Source organism: Collinsella ureilytica (assembly GCF_019795105.1).
Classification (GTDB): domain Bacteria; phylum Actinomycetota; class Coriobacteriia; order Coriobacteriales; family Coriobacteriaceae; genus Collinsella; species Collinsella ureilytica.
This window is the reverse complement of the sequence record NZ_JAIMFO010000006.1, coordinates 87,098-108,726: the sequence shown is the minus strand read 5'-3', so window position 1 is coordinate 108,726 and position 21,629 is coordinate 87,098. Positions and strand designations below refer to the sequence as shown.

The window sequence follows — 21,629 nt, the reverse complement described above, 5'->3', positions numbered from 1 at the left end:
TCATTCCATATCTAAGAGGCTCGAAGAAAGGATCACACTCATGTTGCGGAATATGGCAGACCTCTTACAGGTTGCTCATGAGAGGAACTTTGCAATACCTGCATTCAATGTTTCTCAAGACTCTATGCTCAAAGCTGTTATAGAGTGCTGCGAAGAGGAGAGCGCCCCAGTTATTCTTGCCATTCATCCCAATGAGCTGGAGTGGGTTGGCGACAGTTTTGTAGAGATGGCAAAAGATCTGGCGCACCAAGCGAGCGTGCCGGTCGCTATCCATCTTGATCATGGTGGCTCACTTGAGCAGGTGTATCGAGCTGTACGAGATGGCTTTACTTCCGTCATGATCGATGCATCTTCAAAGAGTTTTGATGAGAATGTAGCGATTACAAAAGAAGTTGTGGCAATAGCGCACCCTCTTGGAATTTCTGTTGAGGCAGAGCTTGGAACCATCGGAACTGCGGATAATAATCCAGAAGGTAATTGCGATGAAATCATCTTCACCAAGGTGGAAGACGCCATCGCTTTTGTACAAGAAACTAAGGTCGATTGCTTAGCGGTTGCTATCGGAACAGCGCATGGCCTGTACCCAAGTGATTTCCAGCCGCATCTCGAGCAAGAACTGCTTTCAGAAATTAAGGCAGCGGTAGATATTCCACTTGTGCTGCATGGTGGTTCTGGCAATCCTGATAGCGAGATTGCTGAGGCAGTAAAGCGCGGAATCAACAAGATCAATATCTCTTCTGACATCAAGGCGTCTTTCATGCAGCAAGCCCGCATTGTGTTGGAAAATCCCCAGGTTCGCGAGCCGCTGGATATCTTCCCTTCGTGTGTGGAGGCGCTCAAAAAGACTGCTGCTCATAAGATTCATCTGTTTGGGGCGAACGATAAAGCCCACTTTTACACCTGCTAACCGGTGAGGGGGAGGAAGTGGAGCTCAAGGATATTCTTCGTCCAGAAAATATACGGCTCAATGTGAGTGCTGCAAACAAAGCTGACGCATTGCGACAAATGTGTGAGGTGCTTGCGGGTAATGGCCTTATTCCAGATGCAGAAGCTTTTTTAAACGACGTAATCGAACGAGAAAAGCTTGGCCCAACTGCTATTGGGCAAGGCATCGCAATTCCTCACGGCAAGAGTCCGCAAGTTGTCGAAGCGACGATGGCAGTTTTTAAGCTCCTTCATCCTGTGATTTGGGAGTCGCACGAGGGAGATGCAGACGTTGACATCGTGATCATGTTTTGTGTTCCCGCCAGTGTTGAAGGTGCTGAAGAACACCTGAGACTTTTGGCACAAACGGCTAGAAGGCTGGCACACGATGAGGCAGTTAAGGAGCTGAGCTGCGCTGAGAATCCGCAAGAGATTATTTCAGCGTTGGTGTAACGAGCTCGAGAGTAAGAGAGGGGTGTATCCACATGAACATTGTTGGGGTTTGTGCTTGCGTTGCTGGAATTGCTCATACGTATTTGGCGCAAGAAAAGCTTACTCAGGCAGCAGAAAAGCGAGGGCATGTCATTCATGTAGAGACGCAGGGGGTGATTGGACAGGAGAGCGCACTTACGCAGGAGGAGATTGATCAGGCAGACGTTGTGATCCTTGCTGTGGATGTTTCCATTTCTGGTAAGGATCGGTTTAAGGGAAAGAAAGTAATTGAAGTTCCCACTAAGACTGTGGTTCACAACTCAGATGAATTGATCCAGAAGATAGAAAACTTGCTGGCAAAGAACTAGTACGAACTATCAATCCAGTCAGATACCTCAGATGAAAGGGCGTGTAGCCATGAAACAGCTTCAGCTAAAGAAGCATATGATGACCGCCATCGCCTACCTAATTCCTTATGTAGCATCCTCCGGTATGCTCATGGTCATCGGCAATATTATGGGCGGCAGTTTTGTCGACAGCTTAGGTGCAGCGACTCCTATTCCAGACCTTCTTACTACGCTTGGTGGAACCGCTCTTGGATTTATTCCAATCGTTATTTCAACGGGCATCGCATATTCCATTGCTGATAAGGCGGGTATTGCACCTGGCTTTGTACTCGGCTTGCTCTGCAAGGTAGATGGATATGGCTTTTTAGGTGGATTGATCTCGGGCTTCCTCGTAGGCTTTTTGACCAAGTGGCTCCTGAAGGTTGTAAAAGTTCCTGCTTGGGTGCGTGGCCTTTTGCCTCAGTTGATCCTTCCACTGCTTGTTGCCTTAATTATTGGCCTTGCCATGCAGTATGTAATTGGAGTTCCCATTCTTTGGCTCACTGAAGGAATTACCTCCCTTTTGAGGAGCATGCAGGGAAATCCCGGTGCACAGGTTGCCTTTGGTGCACTTGTTGGAGTTTTGTCGGCAGTAGATTATGGTGGGCCCATTAACAAGGTAGTCTTCACTTTTGCTATTGGCTTGCAGTCTGAAGGAATTGGTGGCCCCATCGCCAACCTTATCCAAGCTTCGATGATCGCGCCACTTGGTCTTACGATGGGATATTTCATCTCACGCGCACTTCGCCGCAACCTCTTCTCTGATCAAGAGACCAACGCCCTCAAAACAGCTTTTGTCATGGGATGCTTCCAGATCACGGAAGGATCGTTCCCAATCATCTTGAATGACTTGCTCAGGATTACCGTTTGTACGGCGTTGGGATCGGCAGTCTCCGGTGCGCTTTGCGGCTTCTTTGATGTCGCATCAAGTGTTCCTTCTGGTGGATTCCTTGCAATCCCGGGCATGAATCATCCAGTTGAATGGGTAGCTTCGATGCTTATTGGCTCGCTGGTGTTCGCCCTTGCCTTGCAATTCCTCAAGCGCAATCCAAACACCCTAGCACCAGAAGAGCCTCAGGAGTCCGCATCATCAGATGCCCTTGATGAGCTTACGTTCACTGAGCTGTAAGAATGACTTGAGGGGTACGGAAGGTGTTTCGTACCCCTTTCTTCTTTCAATAGAGAGGAGGAACTATGAGTCTGTATATTGGCATTGATGTTGGAACATCTGCAACCAAGGTGCTTATATGCGACGAGATGGGAAGGCTACAGGCTCAGGCTAGCGTTGCATATACATGTGAGCACCCGCACGACGGTTGGTCTGAACAGGATCCGGATCTTTGGTATCGCGCAGCGATAGAGGCAGTGAGCACAGCGGTTTCAGGAGCTGATCTTAATGCAGCAGAAGTATGCGGCATAAGCTTCGGTGGGCAGATGCACGGGCTTGTACTCCTAGATGAGTATGATCGTATTATTCGTCCAGCGATTCTTTGGAATGATGGGCGGAGTGAGCAAGAGAGTGAGTGGCTTAATGAGGTAATTGGCCGCAATGTGCTAACTGAGCGATGTGGAAATATATCGTTTCCAGGCTTTACAGCATCAAAACTACTCTGGATGCGCGATTACGAACCTGAGAACTTTGCTCGCATTGCCAAAATATTGCTTCCCAAAGATTATCTTTCATATCGCATGACCGAAGCCTTTGCAACGGATGTGTCCGATGCGAGCGGTACGCTATTTTTTGATATTTCAAATCGATGCTGGTCAGACGCAATGCTTGAGGTGCTTGGTATTTCAGTCAAGCAACTTCCCCGTGTGTATGAGAGTTGGGAACGAGTAGGTTCTTTGTGTCCGGCCGCTGCTGCAGACCTTGGGCTTGCAGAAACCGTACAAGTCATTGCTGGTGCAGGGGATAATGCCGCAGCTGCGATTGGCATGGGGATTGTACGACCGGGAGACTGCAATATTTCATTAGGAACAAGTGGAACGGTATTTTTGCCAACGTCTGAAATGATGTGTGATGCAAACAATAGTCTACATTCATTTGCAGATGCTTCTGGGCGTTGGCATGTTATGGGCTGTATCTTATCTGCGGCAAGCGCTAATTCATGGTGGATCAAGTCTATTTTAGGATCAGAGTTTCACCAAGAACTTGCGTGTATCAAATCAAAAAATCTTGGCCGTAACCGCATCTTTTTCCTCCCATATTTAATGGGGGAGCGATCACCTATTAATGATGCTGCTGCTCGTGCTGCATTTATTGGTATGTCTGGGGAGTCTACGCGCGCCGATATGGCTCAGGCAGTTTTGGAAGGCGTTTCCTTTGCGCTCCGGCAGTGTGTTGATGCAGCTCTTGCAATGGGAGTTGAGATTCAGCGCGTCACGCTCTGTGGCGGGGGAGCAAAAAATCCAATCTGGCGTGAGATGCTTGCTTCGATTTTGAACAGGCCAGTATATCTCCATGCTCATGAAGAGGGTCCTGCTTTTGGGGCATGCATACTCGCGATGGTTGGGTGCGGCCTGTTCCCTAGCGTTGAGGCAGCATCCGAAGCGCTCGTACCGGAGTCTATCGAAGTGATTGAGCCTGATTGTGAAGCCACCCGCGCCTATCAGAAACGCTACGAAACGTATTGTCACATCTATCCTGCCTTAGCCCAACTCTTTCGTGAGCTTCCGGGTCATTCACATGGGAAATCTAGGGAGGGGCAGTCGTAATGGAGCTTTTTGGTCGTGCATATGATGCAGCTGCTCGAACTCAGTATTTTGGGGATCCTTCTGTACTCGCTGGCGTGCGTCGATATACCTTGCGCGAAGGTAGCGCAGCAGGATGTAAGATTACTCAGATAAAAACCGGATCAGGCCTTTCATTTGAGGTCAATGAGTCCCGTGGTATGGATATTGGTCGTGTTGAGTTTCAGGGAATACCAATTAGCTATGCCTCGTATGTAGGTGAGGTACATCCAAAATATCGTGAACTCGTTGCTGATGGCTGGCTCCGGTCATTCGCCGGAGGCTTGCTCGTTACGGGTGGACTCGCTTCTATGGGGTCTCCGGAAATTGATAAAGACGAAATGCTGCCGCTACACGGGAGGATTTCACATATTCCAGCTGAGCGAGTAGCAGTAGTAGAAGATTGGGATGCAGGCGGAACTCGAATCTTTTCGGTTTCAGGTGTTATACGGGAAGCTAAGGCGCTTGGATACCATCTACAGCTCCAGCGTACGATTCAAGCACGTGAAAATTCCAACACGATAACGATTCGAGACCGAGTTCAAAATGTAGGCTGGTCGCCATGCGAATGGATGTTGCTCTATCACATGAATTTGGGGCACCCAATTCTTGATGAGGGAGCGCGGCTACTCGCACATTCAAAGACCGTTTTCCCTCGTGATGAGATTGCAAGCGCCCGAACTGAACCGCATAACGAGTATCTTGCCCCTACTCCCGGCTACCAAGATGTGGTCTATTACCACGATATAGAAGACCAAGAGGGGCATGTTAATCTGGCTTTGGTAAATGAAAAAATCGGTATGGGTCTCGCTCTTTCTTATGAGAAGGAGCTGCTGAGCTGTTTTACTCAGTGGAAGTTTCTTGCCCAGGGCAACTATGTTGCTGGGATTGAGCCAGGTACCGCGTTTGTAGGCGGTAGATCTGCTGAGAGGCAGGCAGGCCGTGTGCATACACTGGAGCCGCAAGAGTTCAAAGATATTGAAGTAGAAATAACTATCTTGAGCACGCCTGATGGGCTGCTTGTCTATAAGCAAAAGCATGGGTTTTAGCACTCAGGAAGTATGAAGGGGATACCAATGAAGCGATCTGAGATTAATGCAGCCATCGATTATGTCATTCAAGCATGTGAAGAATTCAAGCTCCCATTGCCACCATTTGCATTTCGTTCGCCAGATGCGTGGCGCGACTCGGATGAGGAAGAGCGAGAAATTGTAGATACCATGCTTGGCTGGGATGTAACGGACTTCGGAACGGGCGAGTTTCTAAAAACAGGGTTGACGGTCTTTGTTTTCCGAAACGGCAGCTATCATCATCCCGAGCGCTATCGGAAGCCCTATTGCGAAAAGCTACTTTTCGTACGTGACGGACAAGTGCTGCCTTTTCATTTTCACTGGCACAAAATAGAAGACATCATCAACCGAGGTGGCGGCGATCTTGAAATTACACTTTGGCAAGCTGATGAGGAGACAGAAGAAATTACCGATCGCAATGTTGAAGTGAGTATGGATGGGTGCCAAGTGCGCGTTAAGGCAGGTGAATCCGTCATTCTGCGGCCTGGTCAGAGTATTACGCTGATGCCTTATCAATACCATCAGTGGCAGGGAGTTCCGGGTACGGGCGATGTCATGCTTTTTGAAGTGTCGATGACCAATGATGACCATACGGACAATCGCTTCAAAGAGGCGAGTGATCGTATTCCAAGCGTGGAAGAAGATGAGCCACCACGCTATCTCATGTTTGCTGATTACGATCAATATGTGCCCTATGCTCGGGCGGAAGAATAATTCGGGTTCAATAGCGCGGGTGTCAAGCCGGGCTGTACGCCCGCGCAAGCATTTTGGTTACAGGCCTGTTGAGAGTTCAGAAGCGTCACTCAGGTTAGAGATTGAGAGCTAGATTCTGAGCAGCCGGATGCGCTCATGGATAGCGGATTGAGCTTCTACACAGAGGTCGGGATACGAGATACCGGCCTCTGTATCTGTTTCGCGCCCACGACCTGGATGTAGGATGTCCCATCGTGAGATTTTTCCCGCTGCCCGGCCTTTTCCCGGAGGATGATTGCCAAAGCCGGGTACGACTGAATTCCAAATCTGGATGTACCGAGAAATAAGAGCAGACTCTGTGAGTGCAACCCATACGGGATTAAGTATTAGCATACGGCAGGAAAAATCAGCTATATCTAAATTGGTTGCCTGCTCAATAGACCTTCGATGCTCTCTAGCTACTCGATCGTAAAGGCGCGTGCTCATATCAGGGGTATCTTTTGTGCTGACTTGCGGGTCGTGGCCAGTCAGTGTTCTTGGCGCAGCTTTGCCAATATAAATGGGTAAGCACCCAGGTTTTTTACGATTAGCCTCTGATAGTTCGGCATACGCTGGGAACTCGCCACAGTAGAACAGCGCATAAACACCATCGCCGTAAAATTTATCAATCCGATCAAGCGGAATGACGTCAGACCCCATAAGCTCATGGGCAATTGACTCAGAAAGCGATGTGTAATCAAGCGGATTGTACGAGCGGGGCTTCATTTCGCACCAGCTTTTCTGATTCAAAAGTAAGGAGCTGGTTGAGTTGCTTGCGCGCTGTGTCTTCATGCAAGGCACAAGCTACTGAGGATGCAACAATGCGTGCAAGCTCAACAGGAACGGCGTTGCCAATCTGGCGCATACCTTCTGACCATGCTCCAGTAAATTCATAGCCATCAGGAAACGTTTGTACGCGTGCAGCTTCACGAACCGTTAGGTAGCGCAGTGAGCCATCGGGATAACGAATCATGTTTTCGCCGCCAGGCACTCCGTGTACGCCTGCTTTGATTGCCTTGCTCGGCTTGTCAAGCTCAGATCCTGTATGGCCGGGATACGATCGAGGCGTACCGCCACCCGTCTCGTTGTTCAGACCTGGAACGTTCTCTATTGCTGTTCGAAGTGTTACATAGGGTTCTAAGTTGTGCCCATGTGTACGTTCAGGAAAAGCCCAGGCCGCTTCAACATCAGAGCGAAAGCCAACGATGAACACTCGATAACGATTTTGCGGCACGCCGTAATCAGCTGCGTTTACTACGGTTGGTATAACCTCGTAGCGAAGACCTTCATGATTCGCGCTCGTGTGAGCTCGCGAGAGACGAATCGCATGCTGTTGCCACGTCTCATGATCGTGCTGCAGCAATGAAGGATGCTGTAGCCGCAAAAGGATGTATTCGTAGTACTGATGGAATGATTCGCGCGTGAGGCCTTTTACGTTCTCGCAGATAAAAGCACGCGGTTTGAGCGTTGCAAGAGCTGAGGTAAATGCAGGAAACATATCACGCTTATCGGTTTCAGCGCGAGATAGCCCACCCAACGAAAAAGGTTGACATGGGGGTCCGCCGGCTAACAAGTCAATGTTTTTAGGCATGGATGACCAATCAATCGATTGAACATCTTGCTCAATGATCTGCAGGTCAGGATGAAGTAGTGGATAGTCCTTTGCTTGGCTTAGGCGGAGTGTATTGCAGCAGTTATGCTCACGCTCTACTGCGACGAGATGCTTGAAGCCCGCAAGAGCGGTGCCTAAAAGGAGCCCGCCTGCTCCTGCGAACAGCTCTACTGCAGTGAGATTGCCGCTGCCATCCATGGGCATCGTCCACCTTCAAACTCGATACTCAGATACCATCATAGGGCAGTTCTTTGAGATTCTCACTACCTGCGCTCTGGATGCCCGGATGGTTTCCGATCTGTATCCATTTGAATACCCGCTACTGCACGGTACCTGAGAAGTTGCACAAGCGAGTAAGATGGCTCGCATCGTGTGCTACCTTCAAATGAGTAGCGCCGAAGTAGATCGTACGAGCCGGATGTGAGGAGAGCTATGAGCCAGTCACTCGATACCACCTGCGTGCAAGGTGGCTACCATCCTGGAAATGGTGAACCTAGGCAGGTTCCTATTATCCAGAGCACAACGTTCAAATACGATTCCTCCGAACACATGGGCAAGCTTTTTGATCTTGAGGCGTCAGGGTATTTTTATACGCGCCTGCAAAATCCTACGAACGACTATGTTGCTGGTAAGATTTGTGAGCTTGAGGGTGGCTCTGCCGCGATGCTCACCAGTTCTGGCCAGGCAGCAAACTTTTATGCCGTTTTTAATCTTGCAAGCTGTGGCGATCATGTCGTAGCAAGTTCGGCAATCTATGGAGGAACGTACAACCTCTTTGCTGTCACTATGGCGCGTATGGGCATCGAGTTTACGTTCGTGTCTCCCACTTGTACGGATGAGGAGCTTGAAGCAGCATTTCGTCCAAACACCAAGGCTGTTTTTGGAGAGACGCTCTCAAATCCGTCACTTGCGGTTTTAGATCTTGAGCGCTTTGCACGCGCTGCTCACGATCATGGAGTGCCTTTGATTGTGGACAATACATTTCCCACGCCAGTGAATTGCCGCCCGATTGAGTGGGGAGCAGACATTGTGACGCACTCAACCACGAAGTATATGGATGGGCATGGTGCAGGCGTAGGCGGTGCCATTGTGGATGCTGGCCACTTTGATTGGACGGCTCATGCGGATAAGTTCCCGGGGCTTTGCACACCTGATGAGTCCTATCATGGCGTGACGTATACCGAGCGCTTTGGTCTTGCTGGCGCATTTATTACTAAGGCAACAACACAGCTCATGCGTGACTTTGGAAGTATTCAAAGCCCGCAAAACGCTTTCTTGCTCAATTTAGGTCTTGAGAGCTTGCATGTTCGTATGGCTCAGCATTGTAAAAACGGTCAGGCCATAGCTGAGCATCTTGCAAGCCACCCACAGGTAAGTTGGGTTCGCTATCCAAATCTGGAAAACGATCCCTTCTTTGACCTTGCTCAAAAATACCTTCCTGGTGGCTCATGCGGCGTCGTCAGCTTTGGCGTAAAGGGCGGTCGTGCTGCTGCAGAGCGCTTCATGGGAGGCTTGAAGCTGGCGCAGATTGCTACCCACGTGGCCGATGCTCGCACCTGCTGCTTGCATCCTGCAAGCTCCACGCATCGTCAGATGACCGACGATGAGCTGGCTGCTGCTGGTGTATCTCCAGATCTTGTGCGTTTCTCTTGCGGTATTGAGGGCACCGAGGATCTGATTGCAGATGTAGATCAGGCACTCGCTCAGCTGTAAGGCGGTGGGCTCCAGGGGCTGCTGCTGTGGATGGCTGATGGCGTGCAGGCTTGCCCAGTTGTAGGGCTGAGGGCGTGCAGCTTCTGCTCAGTTCGCGCGTGACGGTGCGCCGCAGCTGAGGTTCGCTGGCGCTCGGTGTCGTAGCGTCTAGCTCCGCAGCTCCTGCGCGCAACATCCAGCAACGTAGCATCCAGTAGCGCAGCATCCAGCGCTACATATAAACCCTGCACTTAAGGATCGGCTTTTGCTTGTTTATGGCCTTGTGCTCGTGGCAAGTGTAAAGCCGATCCTTTTTGTTCCTACCTACCATCCAAATTCATACACGAAAATGTGAAACGCACGTTCCTATCACTGTGACAGCTGTCGGCCTAGGCTCAAATCTAAGAGGCAGCGAGATAGGAAAGGCGGCTGCGATGATCCTGCACCATTCGGGGCTTCCCATAATCATGGATGAGCAAACGGGTGAGCTGAGTTTTTATGATGGCCTACTGCATGATGGGAATTCAGCAAAAACACTTGATGCAATGCAGGGCTTGTTTAAGCTCAACGAGATTACCGATTCAAAAACAATTGCATACCGTGCATATAGAAACATTCGCTTTGCAGGTGATGAGCAATATTTTGAAAAGAGTGGGCTTTCGTACGATATGACGGTCGTTTTACCCGGCACGGTTGGTGATGAGTATTTTAAGACCTCTGGTCATTACCACAGTTATGCTGCAGGAGACAGCGCTCCCTATCCTGAGGTTTATGAGGTCATAGCCGGAGAGATCATTTTTGTGCTTCAAAAGAGCAAGCGCTTTGATCAAGATGATCCTGGCCGGTTTGAATATATTCGAGCTATTCGAGTGAAGGCAGGAGAAGCGATTATTATCCCGCCATTCTGCGGTCACTGCTCTATTAATCCGCTGAATACGGTTTCAGCATTTAGCAATATTGCAGCTACAGCATGTAGCAATTCATATGACCCCATTCAGCGTGCACATGGTCTTGCTGCCTATGTTTTGCATGACGGCGGCGAGATCCGTCTTGAGGCTAATCGGACGTATGGAGAGCAGCCCGCACCAGCGTTGTTTTATCCCATAGAGAATCCAGGTCTTGGCATTGAATTTGGATACCCCTGCTATACGAATTACATACGTCACCCGGAACGATATGCCTATATGTTGCAGCCAAGTAAGTTTGTTGATCGGATTGATGCCATGATGCGCTGCGCGGTCTAGCGCGATTGTCTATGGGATATCGAATAGTTGGTTTCAGCGCGTACGCATGCCTGTTAGGAAGGGTAGATCCATGAAGTTACAAATTGCTGTTGATAATGCAGATCTTGCACTTGCTCTTGAGTACGCAGACAAGATACACGACGTAATTGATATTTTTGAATGTGGAACGCCGCTGCTGATGCGTGAGGGTGTGCACGTTATTCGCTCTTTAAAGGATCGCTATCCCAAGATGTGCGTGCTTGCCGACTCAAAGATTATGGACGGCGGAGCCATTGAGACGGCTGATCTTTGTGAGGCCGGAGCTGACATTGTGACGGTTTTAGCGGTATCAGATAATGCAACGATCGCGGAAGTGATCGAGGCCGCTCATGCTCACGGCAAGCTTGCTATGACCGATCTGATGTGTGTGGAAAATATTGCTGCACGCGCAAAAGAGTTGGTAGAGATGGGCATTGACCTTGTTGCAGTTCATACCGGTGTTGATCAGCAAGCGCAGGGTCGCACGCCATTGGGGGATCTGCAACAGCTCGTAGGCGCTATTGATTCTAAGATGTCAGCTGTTGCAGGTGGCGTCTCTATGGATACAGTGGCTGACTATGTTGCCCTCGAGCCTGGCATTGTTATTGCGGGTGGCTCTTTGTATAACGCCGTTGATGTGCGCTCCGCTGTAATTGAAATGAAAGAGGAACTCTCATGAGTGAGATTAAGGCGATCATGTTGCAAGTCGCCGATGAGCTGACGACAACATTTTCAGAGCTCAATGAAGCGCAGCTCAAAGCACTTGAGTCTGAGATTCTATCGGCAAAAAAGATCTTTGTTGCTGGAGCTGGTCGCTCTCTCATGATGATCAGAGGTCTAGCGATGCGCCTTATGCACATGGGCTTTGAGTCTTATGTAGTGGGAGAGACGGTAACGCCTGCTATTGAGCCGGGGGATTTGCTCGTTATCGCTTCAGGTTCGGGGGCTACAGGCACCCTGCGGGTAATTGCGGAAAAGTGCAAACAGCTCGGTGCTGCTCTTGCGCTGATTACTACGCAGCCAGAATCTCCTATTGGTAGCCTGGCTGATGTGGTGGTCGAGGTAGGGGCTGTTTCTACAAAGGTTGAACAGCACGCTCGCTCTTCTATTCAGCCCGGATCGAATACATTTGAGCAGACAGTTCTGTTGATTGGTGATGCAATTATTATCGATATTGTGTCTGATGAGACAATAGCTCAGAGAAACGAAGAGCTTATGAGAAGGCATGCCAACCTCGAATAGCTCTTAAGCGCAAGGGTCTTGATTGATAAAACGATCAGCACGCCGGATGCAGTATTTGCCGGCGTGCTTTCGGGTTTTAGGGAAGGCGCGATGGACGAGCTTTTTTCGTATGACAGTGTGCGCAAGTTTAATGAGACTGATCTGCATATTTATAAATACGTGCTCGCTCACGCGCAAGACGTTACCTATATGAGTATCCGCCATCTCGCGAAATGTGTATCTGTTTCAACAAGTACGATTCTGCGCTTTTGCGAAAAGGTCGGATGCGAAGGTTATGCAGAGCTCAAGGATCGCCTACGAGAGCATCTAGAAAGTGGAGAGCGTCGTGAGCCCGGTGGCGATACACGCGAGATTCTTGATTACTTCGAGCGCACGTATACCGCAGCCTTTGAGACGGCGATTGCTCGAGCAGTTGAGATGATCAGCTCTTCGCACATTGTAGTCTTCATGGGTCAGGGAGGTTCAGGTTTGCTTGCGCGTTATGGCGGAAGATATTTTTCTGGAATGGGGAAGCTTGCCCTGTCCATTGATGATCCCTGGTATCCCATTTCAGATGAGCTCGGTGAGCATGCTTTGGTGATTGCGTTATCGGTATCGGGAGAATCAAAACATCTTATTTGCCAGCTTAAGGATTGCCAGCGTTCAGGAGCTCGGATACTAGCGATTACCGGAGACTCTGCTTCCACTGCAGCTCGCATGGCTGATCACGCTATCAGCTATGACATGACTGCAGTACGCAGCTCATCTGATGCAAATCTCACAAGCCAGGTACCGGTTATCTACATCATCGAAGTGCTTGCGCGCCGTTGGCATGAATCCCAGGTTGGAAAGCTAGCTGAATAGGTACCGTTCAACCGAACTGTAACAGGTGTTTCTTTCAGTGGAACACGAGCCTTCATATCGTCAGAGATAGACAGACGACAGGATGTCGGCGACGATCATGAAGGGGGTTCGCATGAGATACGAGCAACTAATTCACGGTGTGGTAGAGGGAGTGGGAGGGCTGAAGAATATTTCTTTTGCTACCCACTGTGCTACACGCCTGAGATTTCGACTCGCCGATGCGCGTGCTGTCAATATTGATGGGCTCAAAGCGCTTAAGGGCGTTTTTGGCGTTCGTGATGTAGGTGGTGGAGAAATACAGGTTGTCGTAGGAACCGATATCGAGACAATCTTCCAGGAATTTTTGACTATCACTGGCTATAGTGGCGCGCGCGAAGAAAAAAGCTTATCAACCGATCAGCATACGGGCAGCCTAAAAGAACGCATGCAAGTCTTGGGTCGCAAAACTATGGACTATTTGGGAGCCGTAGTTGGAACGATTATTCCCATCTATATGTGCTGCGGAATGATCATGGCATTCCTAACCATCTGTACAACTTTTCTAGGGGTCAATGCCGAATCAGGGGTCGTTACGATTTTCAATGGAGTGGCTAACGCTGGCTTTTATTTTATGCCCATTTGTCTTGGATGGGCTGCAGCCGATAAGTTGGGGGTGAGGCCGGCGCTTGGTGCTCTCTTAGGAATGACCCTGCTCTTTTCCACGATTAATGGGGTTCCTGGGCTGGACATCTTGGGGCTTCCGGTATACCCGGTTACGTATAGCGGATCATTTTTGCCAATCATGCTCGGCGTACCGTTTATGGCTCTGGTCTTTAATGCATGCAAGAGGGTTATTCCTTCAAGCGTTCAGTATTTTCTCCTTCCGCTTTGTACCATGCTAATTAGCGTTCCTGTGGTACTGATTGTGATTGGCCCGATTGGCTATGTTGCGGGTACAGGCTTTTCTGCGCTCTTCCAATTTCTTGTTGCTCATGTGCGTTTGCTCGCAAGTGCTCTGTGGGGAGCTTTCTGCCCGATCGGAATCATCACCGGCATGGATAAGGCTGTATATGCCATTAATATGCCAACGATGAATGCAATGGGATATGACAATATCTTCTGTCCCGGTGGCCTTGCGGGCAACTCAGCAATTGGTGGAGCCGCTCTTGCAATGTTTTTGCTGACTCGCAAGTCAGAGGTGAAGCAGCTGTCTTTGTCTTCGGGCATCACTGCAATTCTCGGTATTACTGAACCTGCGTTGTATGGTATCTGCCTTGAGTTTGGTTACCCATTTTTGGGGGCAACGCTTGGAGGCGCTGTAGGTGCTGTGTTTGGAGCCTTGTTTGATTTGAAGCAGTTTAGCTGGGCAGGGCCAGGTCTGATGACTTCACCAACCTATATTGGTACCGACGGGAGCATGTTTAACTTCTGGATGTGCCTTGCTACGATTGCTGTTTCCGCTACAGCGGGCTTTTTGTTTACACAGTTGCTCGCTCGGCGTCACGCAGCGGCTGAGCACGCACAAAACACCGAGCCTACGATGAGTATCGCTGCTCCTATATCAGGCCGCTGTCTTTCACTTTCTGAGATTGCTGATTCGGTATTTAGCTCTGGAGCATTGGGAGAAGGGGCGGCAATTGAGCCTGATTCCGAGGTCATTGAGTCGCCCGTGTCTGGCGAAGTGACGGCTACGACTCAAACGAATCATGCCATCGGTATTACAACAGCAGATGGCGTAGAAGTATTTATTCATATCGGAATTGATACGGTTGATATGGGCGGGATGGGATTTAACCGCTTTGTTGAACAGGGTGACCATGTTGAACTCGGTGTTGATTTGATCGCGTTTTCTAAAGAATTGATCAGGCAGTCCGGGCACAGTGACGCAGTTATTTGTACCGTCGTGAATTCAAATGAGTTGGCATCTGTTGATCAGGTGGCACAAGGAAAGGTGCAAGCGGGCGAGAAGTTCTTGCGTATTGAACGCTCGTAATACCATTCGGTATTTGCTCAGGTGCTTAAGGATCGGCTTTTGCTTGTTTATGGCCTTGTGCTCGTGGCAAGTGTAAAGCCGATCTTTTCTGTTCCGACACCAGTGGTGGCCAACACATCTCCGGCAGTGTCGACAATAACGGCTTCCAGCCCATCAACGCGCTCTGCGTAGTTGATTGCTGCTTCAGCTCCCATCGCAACGAGAGCGGTGGTATAGCCGTCTCCATCAATCGAGCGCTCAGAAATAATGGTTGCGCCGAGTACATCAGTTGGTACCGGCATGCCAGTTTTAGGCGAGAGAATGTGGTGGTACGTCGTGTTATCTCGCTCAAAAGCACGCTCATACACACCGCTTGTAACCACAGAGCCCGACTCAATGCTTACAACAGCAAAATGGCGTACCGGGGAGGTGGCAGAAGAGGCTACCGGCTCACGTAGGCCAATTCGCCAGGGCGTAATATCTCCGGTCTGCTCGTCTGGCTTGCCACCGCGCATTGCAACGTTGCCTCCAAGGTTTACGAGCGAGTGCCGAGAGCCGCCATCTTCCAAAAGATCAAGCATGCGATCGGCAATATAGCCTTTGGCAATCCCTCCTAAGTCAAGGCAGGGTCGTGTGCCCGTGGCGCGAAGGTAGCCATCTTCAATCGTGAGATGCTCCCAGCCGACCTGCTGTAAGGCGCGAGCGAGTTTGTCAGAATCCGGCACAATACCTCGGCTCATATTCCAAAGACGTGTGACGCTTCCCATGGTGATGTCAAATAATCCACCGGTCGCCTCACAGTATGCAAGGGCAATTTGTAAGACAAGCTCAAGCTCTTGGCTTAGCTTGGCTCCCTCGCCGCGACGCAAGGCCTCATTGACGCAAAATAGCTCGCTTGCGGGATTGAATCGAGAAAACATCTGGTCATAGCGGTCGCAAAGTGCAACTACCTCATCCAGTAAGCCTTCGTTTTGAGTGTCTGCAACGACAGTATTTACTGTATTAAAGTGGCGAAACTCACGCGTAAGCATGGGTACTTCCTCTCGGGAAGGTCGTGGTCAAAGAACGCTTCTTGATCAGTATAGTTGCTTGCTCAACCTGCACATCTTGCTTCATTAATAGGTGCTCGATAATTGCTTAACACCAGGGGATTATATAAAATAAGCAAATAGCTATGATCGTCCAGAATAAGGAGGACATGATGAGTATGAATCTAACGCGCCGGAACTTTTTGCGTGGAACGATTGCTGTGGGTGCAGGTGTGCTTGGTGCAGGAACTCTAGCAGGATGCTCTAAGAATGATGCCAAGGCTCCGGCTGCAGCCGGTTCAGGTGCTAAGGGCGCATCTGGCAAGGTGGTCTTGCATCGTGGCTATGGCTCAGCCCATGGTGATAAAGCCTTCACACAGGTGGTTGTTGCTGTAAAGGAAGATGGCACCATTGCTGCGGTTAATATTGATGAGTATCAGTTTGTTGCTGCAGACACTGAGGGAATTACTCCGGTTCCCAATTCTGATGAGAAGCTAGCCAAGTGCTATGCCGAGGGTCAGGTGCTTATCTCTAAGGCAGATAACAATGAGTTTTATTCCAAGCTTATGGCCGAGCATGCCAAGGCTACCAAGGGCTATCTTGAGTCTATGAAGGCAGTTGAGGCGTTTGCAGTTGGCAAGAAGGCATCAGAGCTCAAGGATGTTGATGTAGACGCTATCTCTGGATCCACGCTGGTAGATGGCCCGAACTATTTGGCTGTTGTGGCAGAGGTTGCGGCAGACGATACGCTCACGAGCACCGGCGAGCTTGCTGAGGGCGAAGCGAAGTTTGGCCGTGTGGTAGAGGCAATTCACAGCAAGATGGCCTTTGGCAGCGCCGTTTCTTTGGTGCAGGGCGATACCTTGGTTGCCACGAGCATTGATGAGTTCCAGTTCTTTGATGCAAAGACTGAGGGCGTAAAGCCGGTGCCTAACTCAGATAAGGGCTTCGGTGCAGGTTATGCCGAGGGTCAGGTCTTGGTTTCCAAGGGGACGAACGACTCTATCTATTCTGCCCTTATGAAGGAGCACGGTAAGGCCACCAAGGGCTACCTCGAGTCCCTCCACGCCTTGGAAGACGATATTGCTGGCAAGAAGCTTGATGATTTGGCAGACGTTGATGTAGACGCTATCTCTGGCTCCACGCTGGTAGATGGCGGCAACTATATTGCTGCTGCACAGCATGCTGGCAAACTTGCCTAAGGTACTCTCAGCCATCGCTCGTGCCGCTGGTTCTCGCGAGATGATCGGTGCTCTCAGCTGCTGACTTGCACTGAACCGATGAGCAGTCTGGCTGCCTTGTAGTTTTGTGCCTAGGGGAAATGACGCGCTGTGTGAGTGTGGTTCGGCCGTACGTAGATCTGACCGCCCGCTGTGGCTGATCTGCGTACGGCCATTTTGCTGAGCAGTTGGGCAGGCTCGCGGTGTACCCAAGCAGGCTCGCGAGTGAGGAGTTCAGCTGCTGAGGAGGCTCGCGGTGTACCACGAACGGCTCTGCGTGCGAAAAGCCGAGTAGCTGAGCAGGTAGCGGTGTACCACGAGTAGTCTTGCGTGTGAACAGCCGACCAGTTGAGAAGCCGAGCAGCCGGGTAGCCGAACGCCCGAGCAGGTGTGCGGCGCACCACGAGCATACGACTGAGCGAGCGCGCGACTCTGAGCAGCTGAGCGGCGCATAACAACACGCGATACCCTCGCAAACACATCGACCATGGGAGCAACAGGCTCTACAATATGGGCATGCAGCACCATCCGGAAGGGGAGACCATGAAGCGCTTGTTTGGTATCGACCTTGGTGGCACTACCGTCAAATTTTCGATTGTGGATGAGGCAGGTAGGATCCTCGATCGGTGGGCAATTCCTACCGATGTGAGCGATGGCGGTGCCAATATCCCCGGAGACATCGTTGAGCATCTTCGCGCCAAGATGTCAGAGCTGCCAGAAGATGAGGTTCCGGTTGCCGTGGGAATTGGCGTTCCCGGCCCCATTATGGGCGATGTGGTTGAGCGTGCGGTTAACCTTGGTTGGAATGGCATGCCGCTTGGTCGTGTGGTAAAGGCTGAGCTGGGGCTTCCGGTCTCTTTGCTCAATGATGCAAATGCTGCAGCGCTCGGTGAGGTCTGGATGGGTGGAGACGCCGAGGGCATGGGCGGCAACGCGGTTTTTGTAACGCTCGGAACAGGCGTGGGTGGCGGCATCATTGTGGGCGGTCGCATCATGAATGGCGACCATGGCTGTGCTGGAGAAATTGGCCACTCACCCGTTGATGCCTCTGGTGTGCGCCAGTGTGGATGCGGTAAAACAAACTGCCTTGAGTGCTATGCATCTGCCAGCGGTTTTGTAAAGACGGCCAACCAATTGCTTGCTCGCGCGGGCTCTGCTCATGCGTATGCATCAGGTAAGGAAGTGTTTGATGATGTGGCGGCGGGAGACCCGCTGGCTATTGATGCTCGCGACATAACTGTTGAATACCTTGCAAAAAATCTTGCGGCTATCGTTAATACGGTCGATCCTCGCGAGATCATCATCGGTGGCGGCCTTTCGTATGCAGGGGATCTGCTCATGGGTCCTTTGTCAGAGCGCCTGGGCAAGTATGTGTTCCCAGGCATTCGCGATCGCTATGTACTCCGTCGCGCCATGCTCGGAAACGACGCGGGTCTGCTTGGTGCAGCTTACCAAGCGCTCTTGGATTTGGATGCCTAATACGCACTGCCGAACGCGCAGCGTTGATCGTGGGCGCATGGGATGCGAAGCCCTGAGTTAGCTTGGCCGCCGGCGATGTGTTCTGCCTTTGTGGCACAGGCATGAGGCATGGCTGATACGCGAGGTGCAATGTACCCGGTAGCTGCGTTGGACGACGGCAGGCGCAATACCGTGCGAAGGATCGCTACCCTTACTCAAGCTGATACAATTCAAGCATCTTGAAGCGCATCAACTATGAGCGAGGGAGCTTATGGCCAAGGTTACGATCCAAGAGGTTGCTCGCGAGGCGGGAGTTGCCCTCGGCACCGTATCCAATGTGCTGAACCATCCCGATCGGGTGCGCCCAGAAACAATTGAGCGGGTACGCGCAGCTATGGATGCTCTCGGCTATGCGCCTAATCAGAGCGCTCGCTTGCTTGCAGGTGGCAGCTCTGCAGTATTTGGCTTGATTCTTCCGCATATGACCCATGGATTTCCGCTGCAAGAGGCTTCAGGCGCTCAAAGTGAGGCGCGTCGTGCTGGCTACGACCTCATTATGTTGAATTCAGCTGGAGACCCTGAGATTGAGCGCGCGAACTTGCGCTATCTTGCGGGTTCACAGGTAGCGGGCATTCTGATTCATCCCTTATGCGCCCAACATGTGGAGCTGCCTGCTTCGCGCCGCGCAATTCCCATGGTGTATCAAGGCGTGATTGGGGAGGGGCCGGGCTGCCGCGTTGCTGCAGATCGAGAAAAGCAAGGAGCCCTGGTAGCGGAGCATGCAGCACGGTCTGGAGCTCACCATATTGCGGTGTTTGGGCGCTCATTTGCTCCTGCTGAGGTTGATCGCGCGCGCGGAATTATTCATGTGGCTCATGATGCAACGGTTCAATTTGAGTTTATTGATGAGGGTGCGCCCGATCGGTCACGCGATGGCTTTGAGGTTGGGTCAAAACTGATGCGTCGTCCCGCGTGCGAGCGCCCCGATTTTATTATCGGCCTGACCGATGCCCTCGCTTCAGGAGCGCTTGCTGCAGTTCGCGCAGCGGGCTTGCGTGTGCCGGGAGATGTTGCCGTTGCAGGATGTGACGGTAATCCACTCGCCTGGATTGGAGATATTCCTCTCACCACGGTTGTACCTTCAGGCTATGAGGTGGGCAGGCGTGGCGTCCAGTTGTTGATTGAACAAATTGAGCTCGAGAAGTTGGCTGCATTCTCGGGCGAGCCCATGGATCAGGATCTGAGCCGTCAAGAGTTGATTCGACCATTTTTACTGCAGCGCGCAAGCAGTGTAGCAGGCGCTTCGCTCGTAGGCGGCATGGACTTTGATGTGGGTGCCTACCTGGTATAATAGGGGTGCCATTTTCAATCTCGTCGTGTGCGCTTGTGAATGGGTAGGATTCATGTATTAAAGAAGGTTGCATTATTGATGCGTATGAGTATGAAGTGCTTACGTGAGAACTATAAAGTTGAGCAGGTACAATGCTAACTTAACAGCATCGTGCTTACAGGCTTGTAAATAGGTAAGTGGCGCTAGGTACGAGGGTTTTCCGAATTCCTAGCGCCGCTTAGCTTTATCCATACGCGCTTCGCTGTTTTTATCGTCACTTCCTTTTCCCAGTGCCTTGTTCACGTCCGGGCGATAAGGTAGAAATAGATCAAAGAGAAAGGGGGAACCATGAGGGCTATCGAAGTTGCTAACTTCATGATTGTTAAGTTCGGTCAAGACTTGCAGATTACCAACTTGAAGCTGAATAAGTTGCTTTACTACGCACAGGTCGAACAATTGCGGCGTGATGGCACGCGTTTGTTTTCTGACGATATTGAAGCGTGGACGTATGGCCCTGTGGTTCCTTCTGTGTATCAAGCATTTAAGCATTACCGTAGAGACGTGATCAGCAATCCTATAGAAGATGTCGCTCAGCTACCCGCTAGCGTCATTCTTACGATTGAGCATGTTGCAAACACTTATGGCAAACTTTCAACCTTTGATCTTGTTGAGTTCTCGCATCGTGAAGCGGGGGCATGGAACAAGGTCTATTCCAACACGCCCGGAGCCACTATTAGCGTTGAGGACATTCTCGCGTCTGATGATGCCAACGGGCTAAAAAACCTTGGAAATACGGTTGAAGAGGATATTCAGGCCGTGATCAGCTCTATTCCTAACGCCTTGCGTCTGCTCGCTAATTCATGAAGTACGATACGCAACCAACTGAGTTTGCTACAGAAGAGCACGTTTACGGCTTCGCTGAAGCAATTCTAGATGCACATGCCGCCATCGAAAGAGAGCAAGCCTGTTTTTGTGAGCTCACTGCTCACCAACATAGGCAAGAGCTTATCGGTAAGCTCAGCTCGTTAGTAACGAATGTGTTTGTTGGTTATGGGGGCAGCACGCCACATGATAAATACGCTGATATTTTTGAGCAAGTATCAGACATCGGATTAAAGATTGCCAAGCTCCATGCCTTTTTAGATGGAAACAAACGTACAGCCGTCTCAGTTGTTTTGTTGACACTGCGCAGAGCAGGCATCATGGTCAAGTTGGAGGATGGGGAACATTCTAAAAACAACGAGGTTTATCAGTGGATTCACAGTGCGGTATCTGAGAACAAAGATATTAGAGAGCTTGCGGAAGTACTGAGAAGCAAGGCAGTCTATTACCAGTCTTAGATACCTCAAGAGAGCCTCGCCTGCGGGTGAGGCTTTTCTTGTTGGCAAGCGATGCGCGTTTCCGATGCGTGGATCTATGTGTCTGCTTATTAGTTGCCTCATGCCCTGGTTTTCTCAAGGTCGTGTAAAGCTCGATGCCGTCCGTAAGTTACTGCTCGTCGCAACAATCTTCAATCTCGTCGTGTGCGCTTGTGAATGGGCAAGATTCTTACACTAAAAACGGTGGCAAGTCCTTTAAACTCACCGATTCCTAGTTGTCGAATGGATAGGATTCTTGCATTAAAAAAGGCACATACAGCTAGTAGATGTGAAGCTGGTTATTTAATGAAGATACCAGCTTTTGAAACGAAAGTCTTTCTCTCTTATTAGTATGGTTC

Annotated in this window: 21 protein-coding genes; 18 read left to right on the top strand and 3 right to left on the bottom strand. The window is 50.5% G+C overall.

Annotated features, from left to right (window positions below; all coding sequences use genetic code 11):
- The first annotated feature begins 40 nt into the window (after positions 1-40).
- From K6V98_RS04805 to K6V98_RS04775, 7 genes are all read left to right on the top strand, one after another.
- A complete protein-coding gene (locus K6V98_RS04805; protein WP_222199394.1) occupies positions 41-907 on the top strand; it encodes a ketose-bisphosphate aldolase in 867 nt (288 codons plus the stop codon).
- Between the two features lie 17 nt (positions 908-924).
- Positions 925-1,377 (top strand): PTS sugar transporter subunit IIA, encoded by a 453-nt coding sequence (locus tag K6V98_RS04800; RefSeq protein WP_222199393.1) that lies wholly within the window; start codon positions 925-927, stop codon positions 1,375-1,377.
- Positions 1,378-1,409: 32 nt separating this feature from the next.
- A complete protein-coding gene (locus tag K6V98_RS04795) occupies positions 1,410-1,724 on the top strand; it encodes a PTS fructose transporter subunit IIB (RefSeq protein ID WP_222199392.1) in 315 nt (104 codons plus the stop codon).
- A gap of 49 nt (positions 1,725-1,773) precedes the next feature.
- Positions 1,774-2,871 (top strand): PTS fructose transporter subunit IIC, encoded by a 1,098-nt coding sequence (locus K6V98_RS04790; protein WP_222199391.1) that lies wholly within the window; start codon positions 1,774-1,776, stop codon positions 2,869-2,871.
- A 65-nt stretch (positions 2,872-2,936) separates the two neighbouring features.
- Positions 2,937-4,457 (top strand): xylulokinase, encoded by a 1,521-nt coding sequence (gene xylB / locus K6V98_RS04785; protein ID WP_222199390.1) that lies wholly within the window; start codon positions 2,937-2,939, stop codon positions 4,455-4,457.
- The gene (locus tag K6V98_RS04780; protein WP_222199389.1) at positions 4,457-5,521 is read left to right on the top strand and encodes an aldose 1-epimerase family protein; all 1,065 of its coding nucleotides are present in this window, start codon (positions 4,457-4,459) and stop codon (positions 5,519-5,521) included. Before xylB ends, K6V98_RS04780 begins: the two co-directional genes overlap by 1 nt.
- A gap of 27 nt (positions 5,522-5,548) precedes the next feature.
- Entirely contained in the window at positions 5,549-6,256 is a 708-nt protein-coding gene (locus K6V98_RS04775) for a D-lyxose/D-mannose family sugar isomerase (RefSeq protein WP_222199388.1), read from the top strand.
- Between the two features lie 108 nt (positions 6,257-6,364).
- On the opposite strand, the gene K6V98_RS04770 is transcribed toward K6V98_RS04775, so the two are convergent.
- Both K6V98_RS04770 and K6V98_RS04765 read right to left on the bottom strand, forming a co-directional pair.
- The gene (locus K6V98_RS04770) at positions 6,365-7,000 is read right to left on the bottom strand and encodes an Eco29kI family restriction endonuclease (RefSeq protein ID WP_222199387.1); all 636 of its coding nucleotides are present in this window, start codon (positions 6,998-7,000) and stop codon (positions 6,365-6,367) included.
- Entirely contained in the window at positions 6,972-8,090 is a 1,119-nt protein-coding gene (locus K6V98_RS04765; RefSeq protein WP_222199386.1) for a DNA cytosine methyltransferase, read from the bottom strand. The genes K6V98_RS04770 and K6V98_RS04765 overlap by 29 nt, the downstream gene beginning before the upstream one ends.
- 228 nt (positions 8,091-8,318) lie before the next feature.
- Between K6V98_RS04765 and K6V98_RS04760 the strand changes: the two genes are divergently transcribed.
- The 6 genes from K6V98_RS04760 to K6V98_RS04735 all read left to right on the top strand — a co-directional run bounded on the left by K6V98_RS04760 (position 8,319) and on the right by K6V98_RS04735 (position 14,897).
- Positions 8,319-9,599 carry an O-acetylhomoserine aminocarboxypropyltransferase/cysteine synthase family protein gene (locus K6V98_RS04760; RefSeq protein ID WP_222199385.1) on the top strand — a complete coding sequence of 427 codons (1,281 nt, stop codon included), beginning with the start codon at positions 8,319-8,321 and terminating at the stop codon, positions 9,597-9,599.
- Between the two features lie 413 nt (positions 9,600-10,012).
- A complete protein-coding gene (locus K6V98_RS04755) occupies positions 10,013-10,822 on the top strand; it encodes a glucose-6-phosphate isomerase family protein (protein ID WP_222199384.1) in 810 nt (269 codons plus the stop codon).
- Positions 10,823-10,892: 70 nt separating this feature from the next.
- Positions 10,893-11,519 (top strand): 3-hexulose-6-phosphate synthase, encoded by a 627-nt coding sequence (gene hxlA / locus K6V98_RS04750; protein WP_222199383.1) that lies wholly within the window; start codon positions 10,893-10,895, stop codon positions 11,517-11,519.
- Positions 11,516-12,082 carry a 6-phospho-3-hexuloisomerase gene (gene hxlB, locus K6V98_RS04745; RefSeq protein WP_222199382.1) on the top strand — a complete coding sequence of 189 codons (567 nt, stop codon included), beginning with the start codon at positions 11,516-11,518 and terminating at the stop codon, positions 12,080-12,082. The genes hxlA and hxlB overlap by 4 nt, the downstream gene beginning before the upstream one ends.
- 90 nt (positions 12,083-12,172) lie before the next feature.
- Positions 12,173-12,925, top strand: coding sequence for a MurR/RpiR family transcriptional regulator (locus K6V98_RS04740; RefSeq protein ID WP_222199381.1), 753 nt, complete (start codon positions 12,173-12,175; stop codon positions 12,923-12,925).
- A gap of 112 nt (positions 12,926-13,037) precedes the next feature.
- Entirely contained in the window at positions 13,038-14,897 is a 1,860-nt protein-coding gene (locus K6V98_RS04735; protein ID WP_222199380.1) for a glucose PTS transporter subunit IIA, read from the top strand.
- 47 nt (positions 14,898-14,944) lie between these two features.
- Here the strand turns inward: K6V98_RS04735 and K6V98_RS04730 are convergent, their stop codons facing one another.
- Complete coding sequence (locus K6V98_RS04730; RefSeq protein WP_222199379.1) at positions 14,945-15,907, bottom strand: FAD:protein FMN transferase; 963 nt, start codon at positions 15,905-15,907, stop codon at positions 14,945-14,947.
- Positions 15,908-16,077: 170 nt separating this feature from the next.
- Between K6V98_RS04730 and K6V98_RS04725 the strand changes: the two genes are divergently transcribed.
- From K6V98_RS04725 to K6V98_RS04705, 5 genes are all read left to right on the top strand, one after another.
- Complete coding sequence (locus tag K6V98_RS04725; RefSeq protein WP_222199378.1) at positions 16,078-17,106, top strand: twin-arginine translocation signal domain-containing protein; 1,029 nt, start codon at positions 16,078-16,080, stop codon at positions 17,104-17,106.
- Positions 17,107-17,667: 561 nt separating this feature from the next.
- The gene (locus tag K6V98_RS04720) at positions 17,668-18,603 is read left to right on the top strand and encodes an ROK family protein (protein ID WP_222199377.1); all 936 of its coding nucleotides are present in this window, start codon (positions 17,668-17,670) and stop codon (positions 18,601-18,603) included.
- A gap of 250 nt (positions 18,604-18,853) precedes the next feature.
- A complete protein-coding gene (locus K6V98_RS04715) occupies positions 18,854-19,933 on the top strand; it encodes a LacI family DNA-binding transcriptional regulator (protein ID WP_222199376.1) in 1,080 nt (359 codons plus the stop codon).
- A 327-nt stretch (positions 19,934-20,260) separates the two neighbouring features.
- A complete protein-coding gene (locus K6V98_RS04710) occupies positions 20,261-20,776 on the top strand; it encodes a Panacea domain-containing protein (protein ID WP_222199375.1) in 516 nt (171 codons plus the stop codon).
- Positions 20,773-21,252 carry a type II toxin-antitoxin system death-on-curing family toxin gene (locus tag K6V98_RS04705; RefSeq protein ID WP_222199374.1) on the top strand — a complete coding sequence of 160 codons (480 nt, stop codon included), beginning with the start codon at positions 20,773-20,775 and terminating at the stop codon, positions 21,250-21,252. Before K6V98_RS04710 ends, K6V98_RS04705 begins: the two co-directional genes overlap by 4 nt.
- Positions 21,253-21,629 lie beyond the last annotated feature (377 nt).

Coding starts and splice junctions, on each gene's coding strand:
- K6V98_RS04805 (WP_222199394.1), top strand. CDS start 41: ATGTTGCGGAATATGGCAGACCTCTTACAGGTTGCTCATGAGAGGAAC.
- K6V98_RS04795 (WP_222199392.1), top strand. CDS start 1,410: ATGAACATTGTTGGGGTTTGTGCTTGCGTTGCTGGAATTGCTCATACG.
- K6V98_RS04790 (WP_222199391.1), top strand. CDS start 1,774: ATGAAACAGCTTCAGCTAAAGAAGCATATGATGACCGCCATCGCCTAC.
- xylB (WP_222199390.1), top strand. CDS start 2,937: ATGAGTCTGTATATTGGCATTGATGTTGGAACATCTGCAACCAAGGTG.
- K6V98_RS04780 (WP_222199389.1), top strand. CDS start 4,457: ATGGAGCTTTTTGGTCGTGCATATGATGCAGCTGCTCGAACTCAGTAT.
- K6V98_RS04775 (WP_222199388.1), top strand. CDS start 5,549: ATGAAGCGATCTGAGATTAATGCAGCCATCGATTATGTCATTCAAGCA.
- K6V98_RS04770 (WP_222199387.1), bottom strand. CDS start 7,000: ATGAAGCCCCGCTCGTACAATCCGCTTGATTACACATCGCTTTCTGAG.
- K6V98_RS04765 (WP_222199386.1), bottom strand. CDS start 8,090: ATGCCCATGGATGGCAGCGGCAATCTCACTGCAGTAGAGCTGTTCGCA.
- K6V98_RS04760 (WP_222199385.1), top strand. CDS start 8,319: ATGAGCCAGTCACTCGATACCACCTGCGTGCAAGGTGGCTACCATCCT.
- K6V98_RS04755 (WP_222199384.1), top strand. CDS start 10,013: ATGATCCTGCACCATTCGGGGCTTCCCATAATCATGGATGAGCAAACG.
- hxlA (WP_222199383.1), top strand. CDS start 10,893: ATGAAGTTACAAATTGCTGTTGATAATGCAGATCTTGCACTTGCTCTT.
- hxlB (WP_222199382.1), top strand. CDS start 11,516: ATGAGTGAGATTAAGGCGATCATGTTGCAAGTCGCCGATGAGCTGACG.
- K6V98_RS04740 (WP_222199381.1), top strand. CDS start 12,173: ATGGACGAGCTTTTTTCGTATGACAGTGTGCGCAAGTTTAATGAGACT.
- K6V98_RS04735 (WP_222199380.1), top strand. CDS start 13,038: ATGAGATACGAGCAACTAATTCACGGTGTGGTAGAGGGAGTGGGAGGG.
- K6V98_RS04730 (WP_222199379.1), bottom strand. CDS start 15,907: ATGCTTACGCGTGAGTTTCGCCACTTTAATACAGTAAATACTGTCGTT.
- K6V98_RS04725 (WP_222199378.1), top strand. CDS start 16,078: ATGAGTATGAATCTAACGCGCCGGAACTTTTTGCGTGGAACGATTGCT.
- K6V98_RS04720 (WP_222199377.1), top strand. CDS start 17,668: ATGAAGCGCTTGTTTGGTATCGACCTTGGTGGCACTACCGTCAAATTT.
- K6V98_RS04715 (WP_222199376.1), top strand. CDS start 18,854: ATGGCCAAGGTTACGATCCAAGAGGTTGCTCGCGAGGCGGGAGTTGCC.
- K6V98_RS04710 (WP_222199375.1), top strand. CDS start 20,261: ATGAGGGCTATCGAAGTTGCTAACTTCATGATTGTTAAGTTCGGTCAA.
- K6V98_RS04705 (WP_222199374.1), top strand. CDS start 20,773: ATGAAGTACGATACGCAACCAACTGAGTTTGCTACAGAAGAGCACGTT.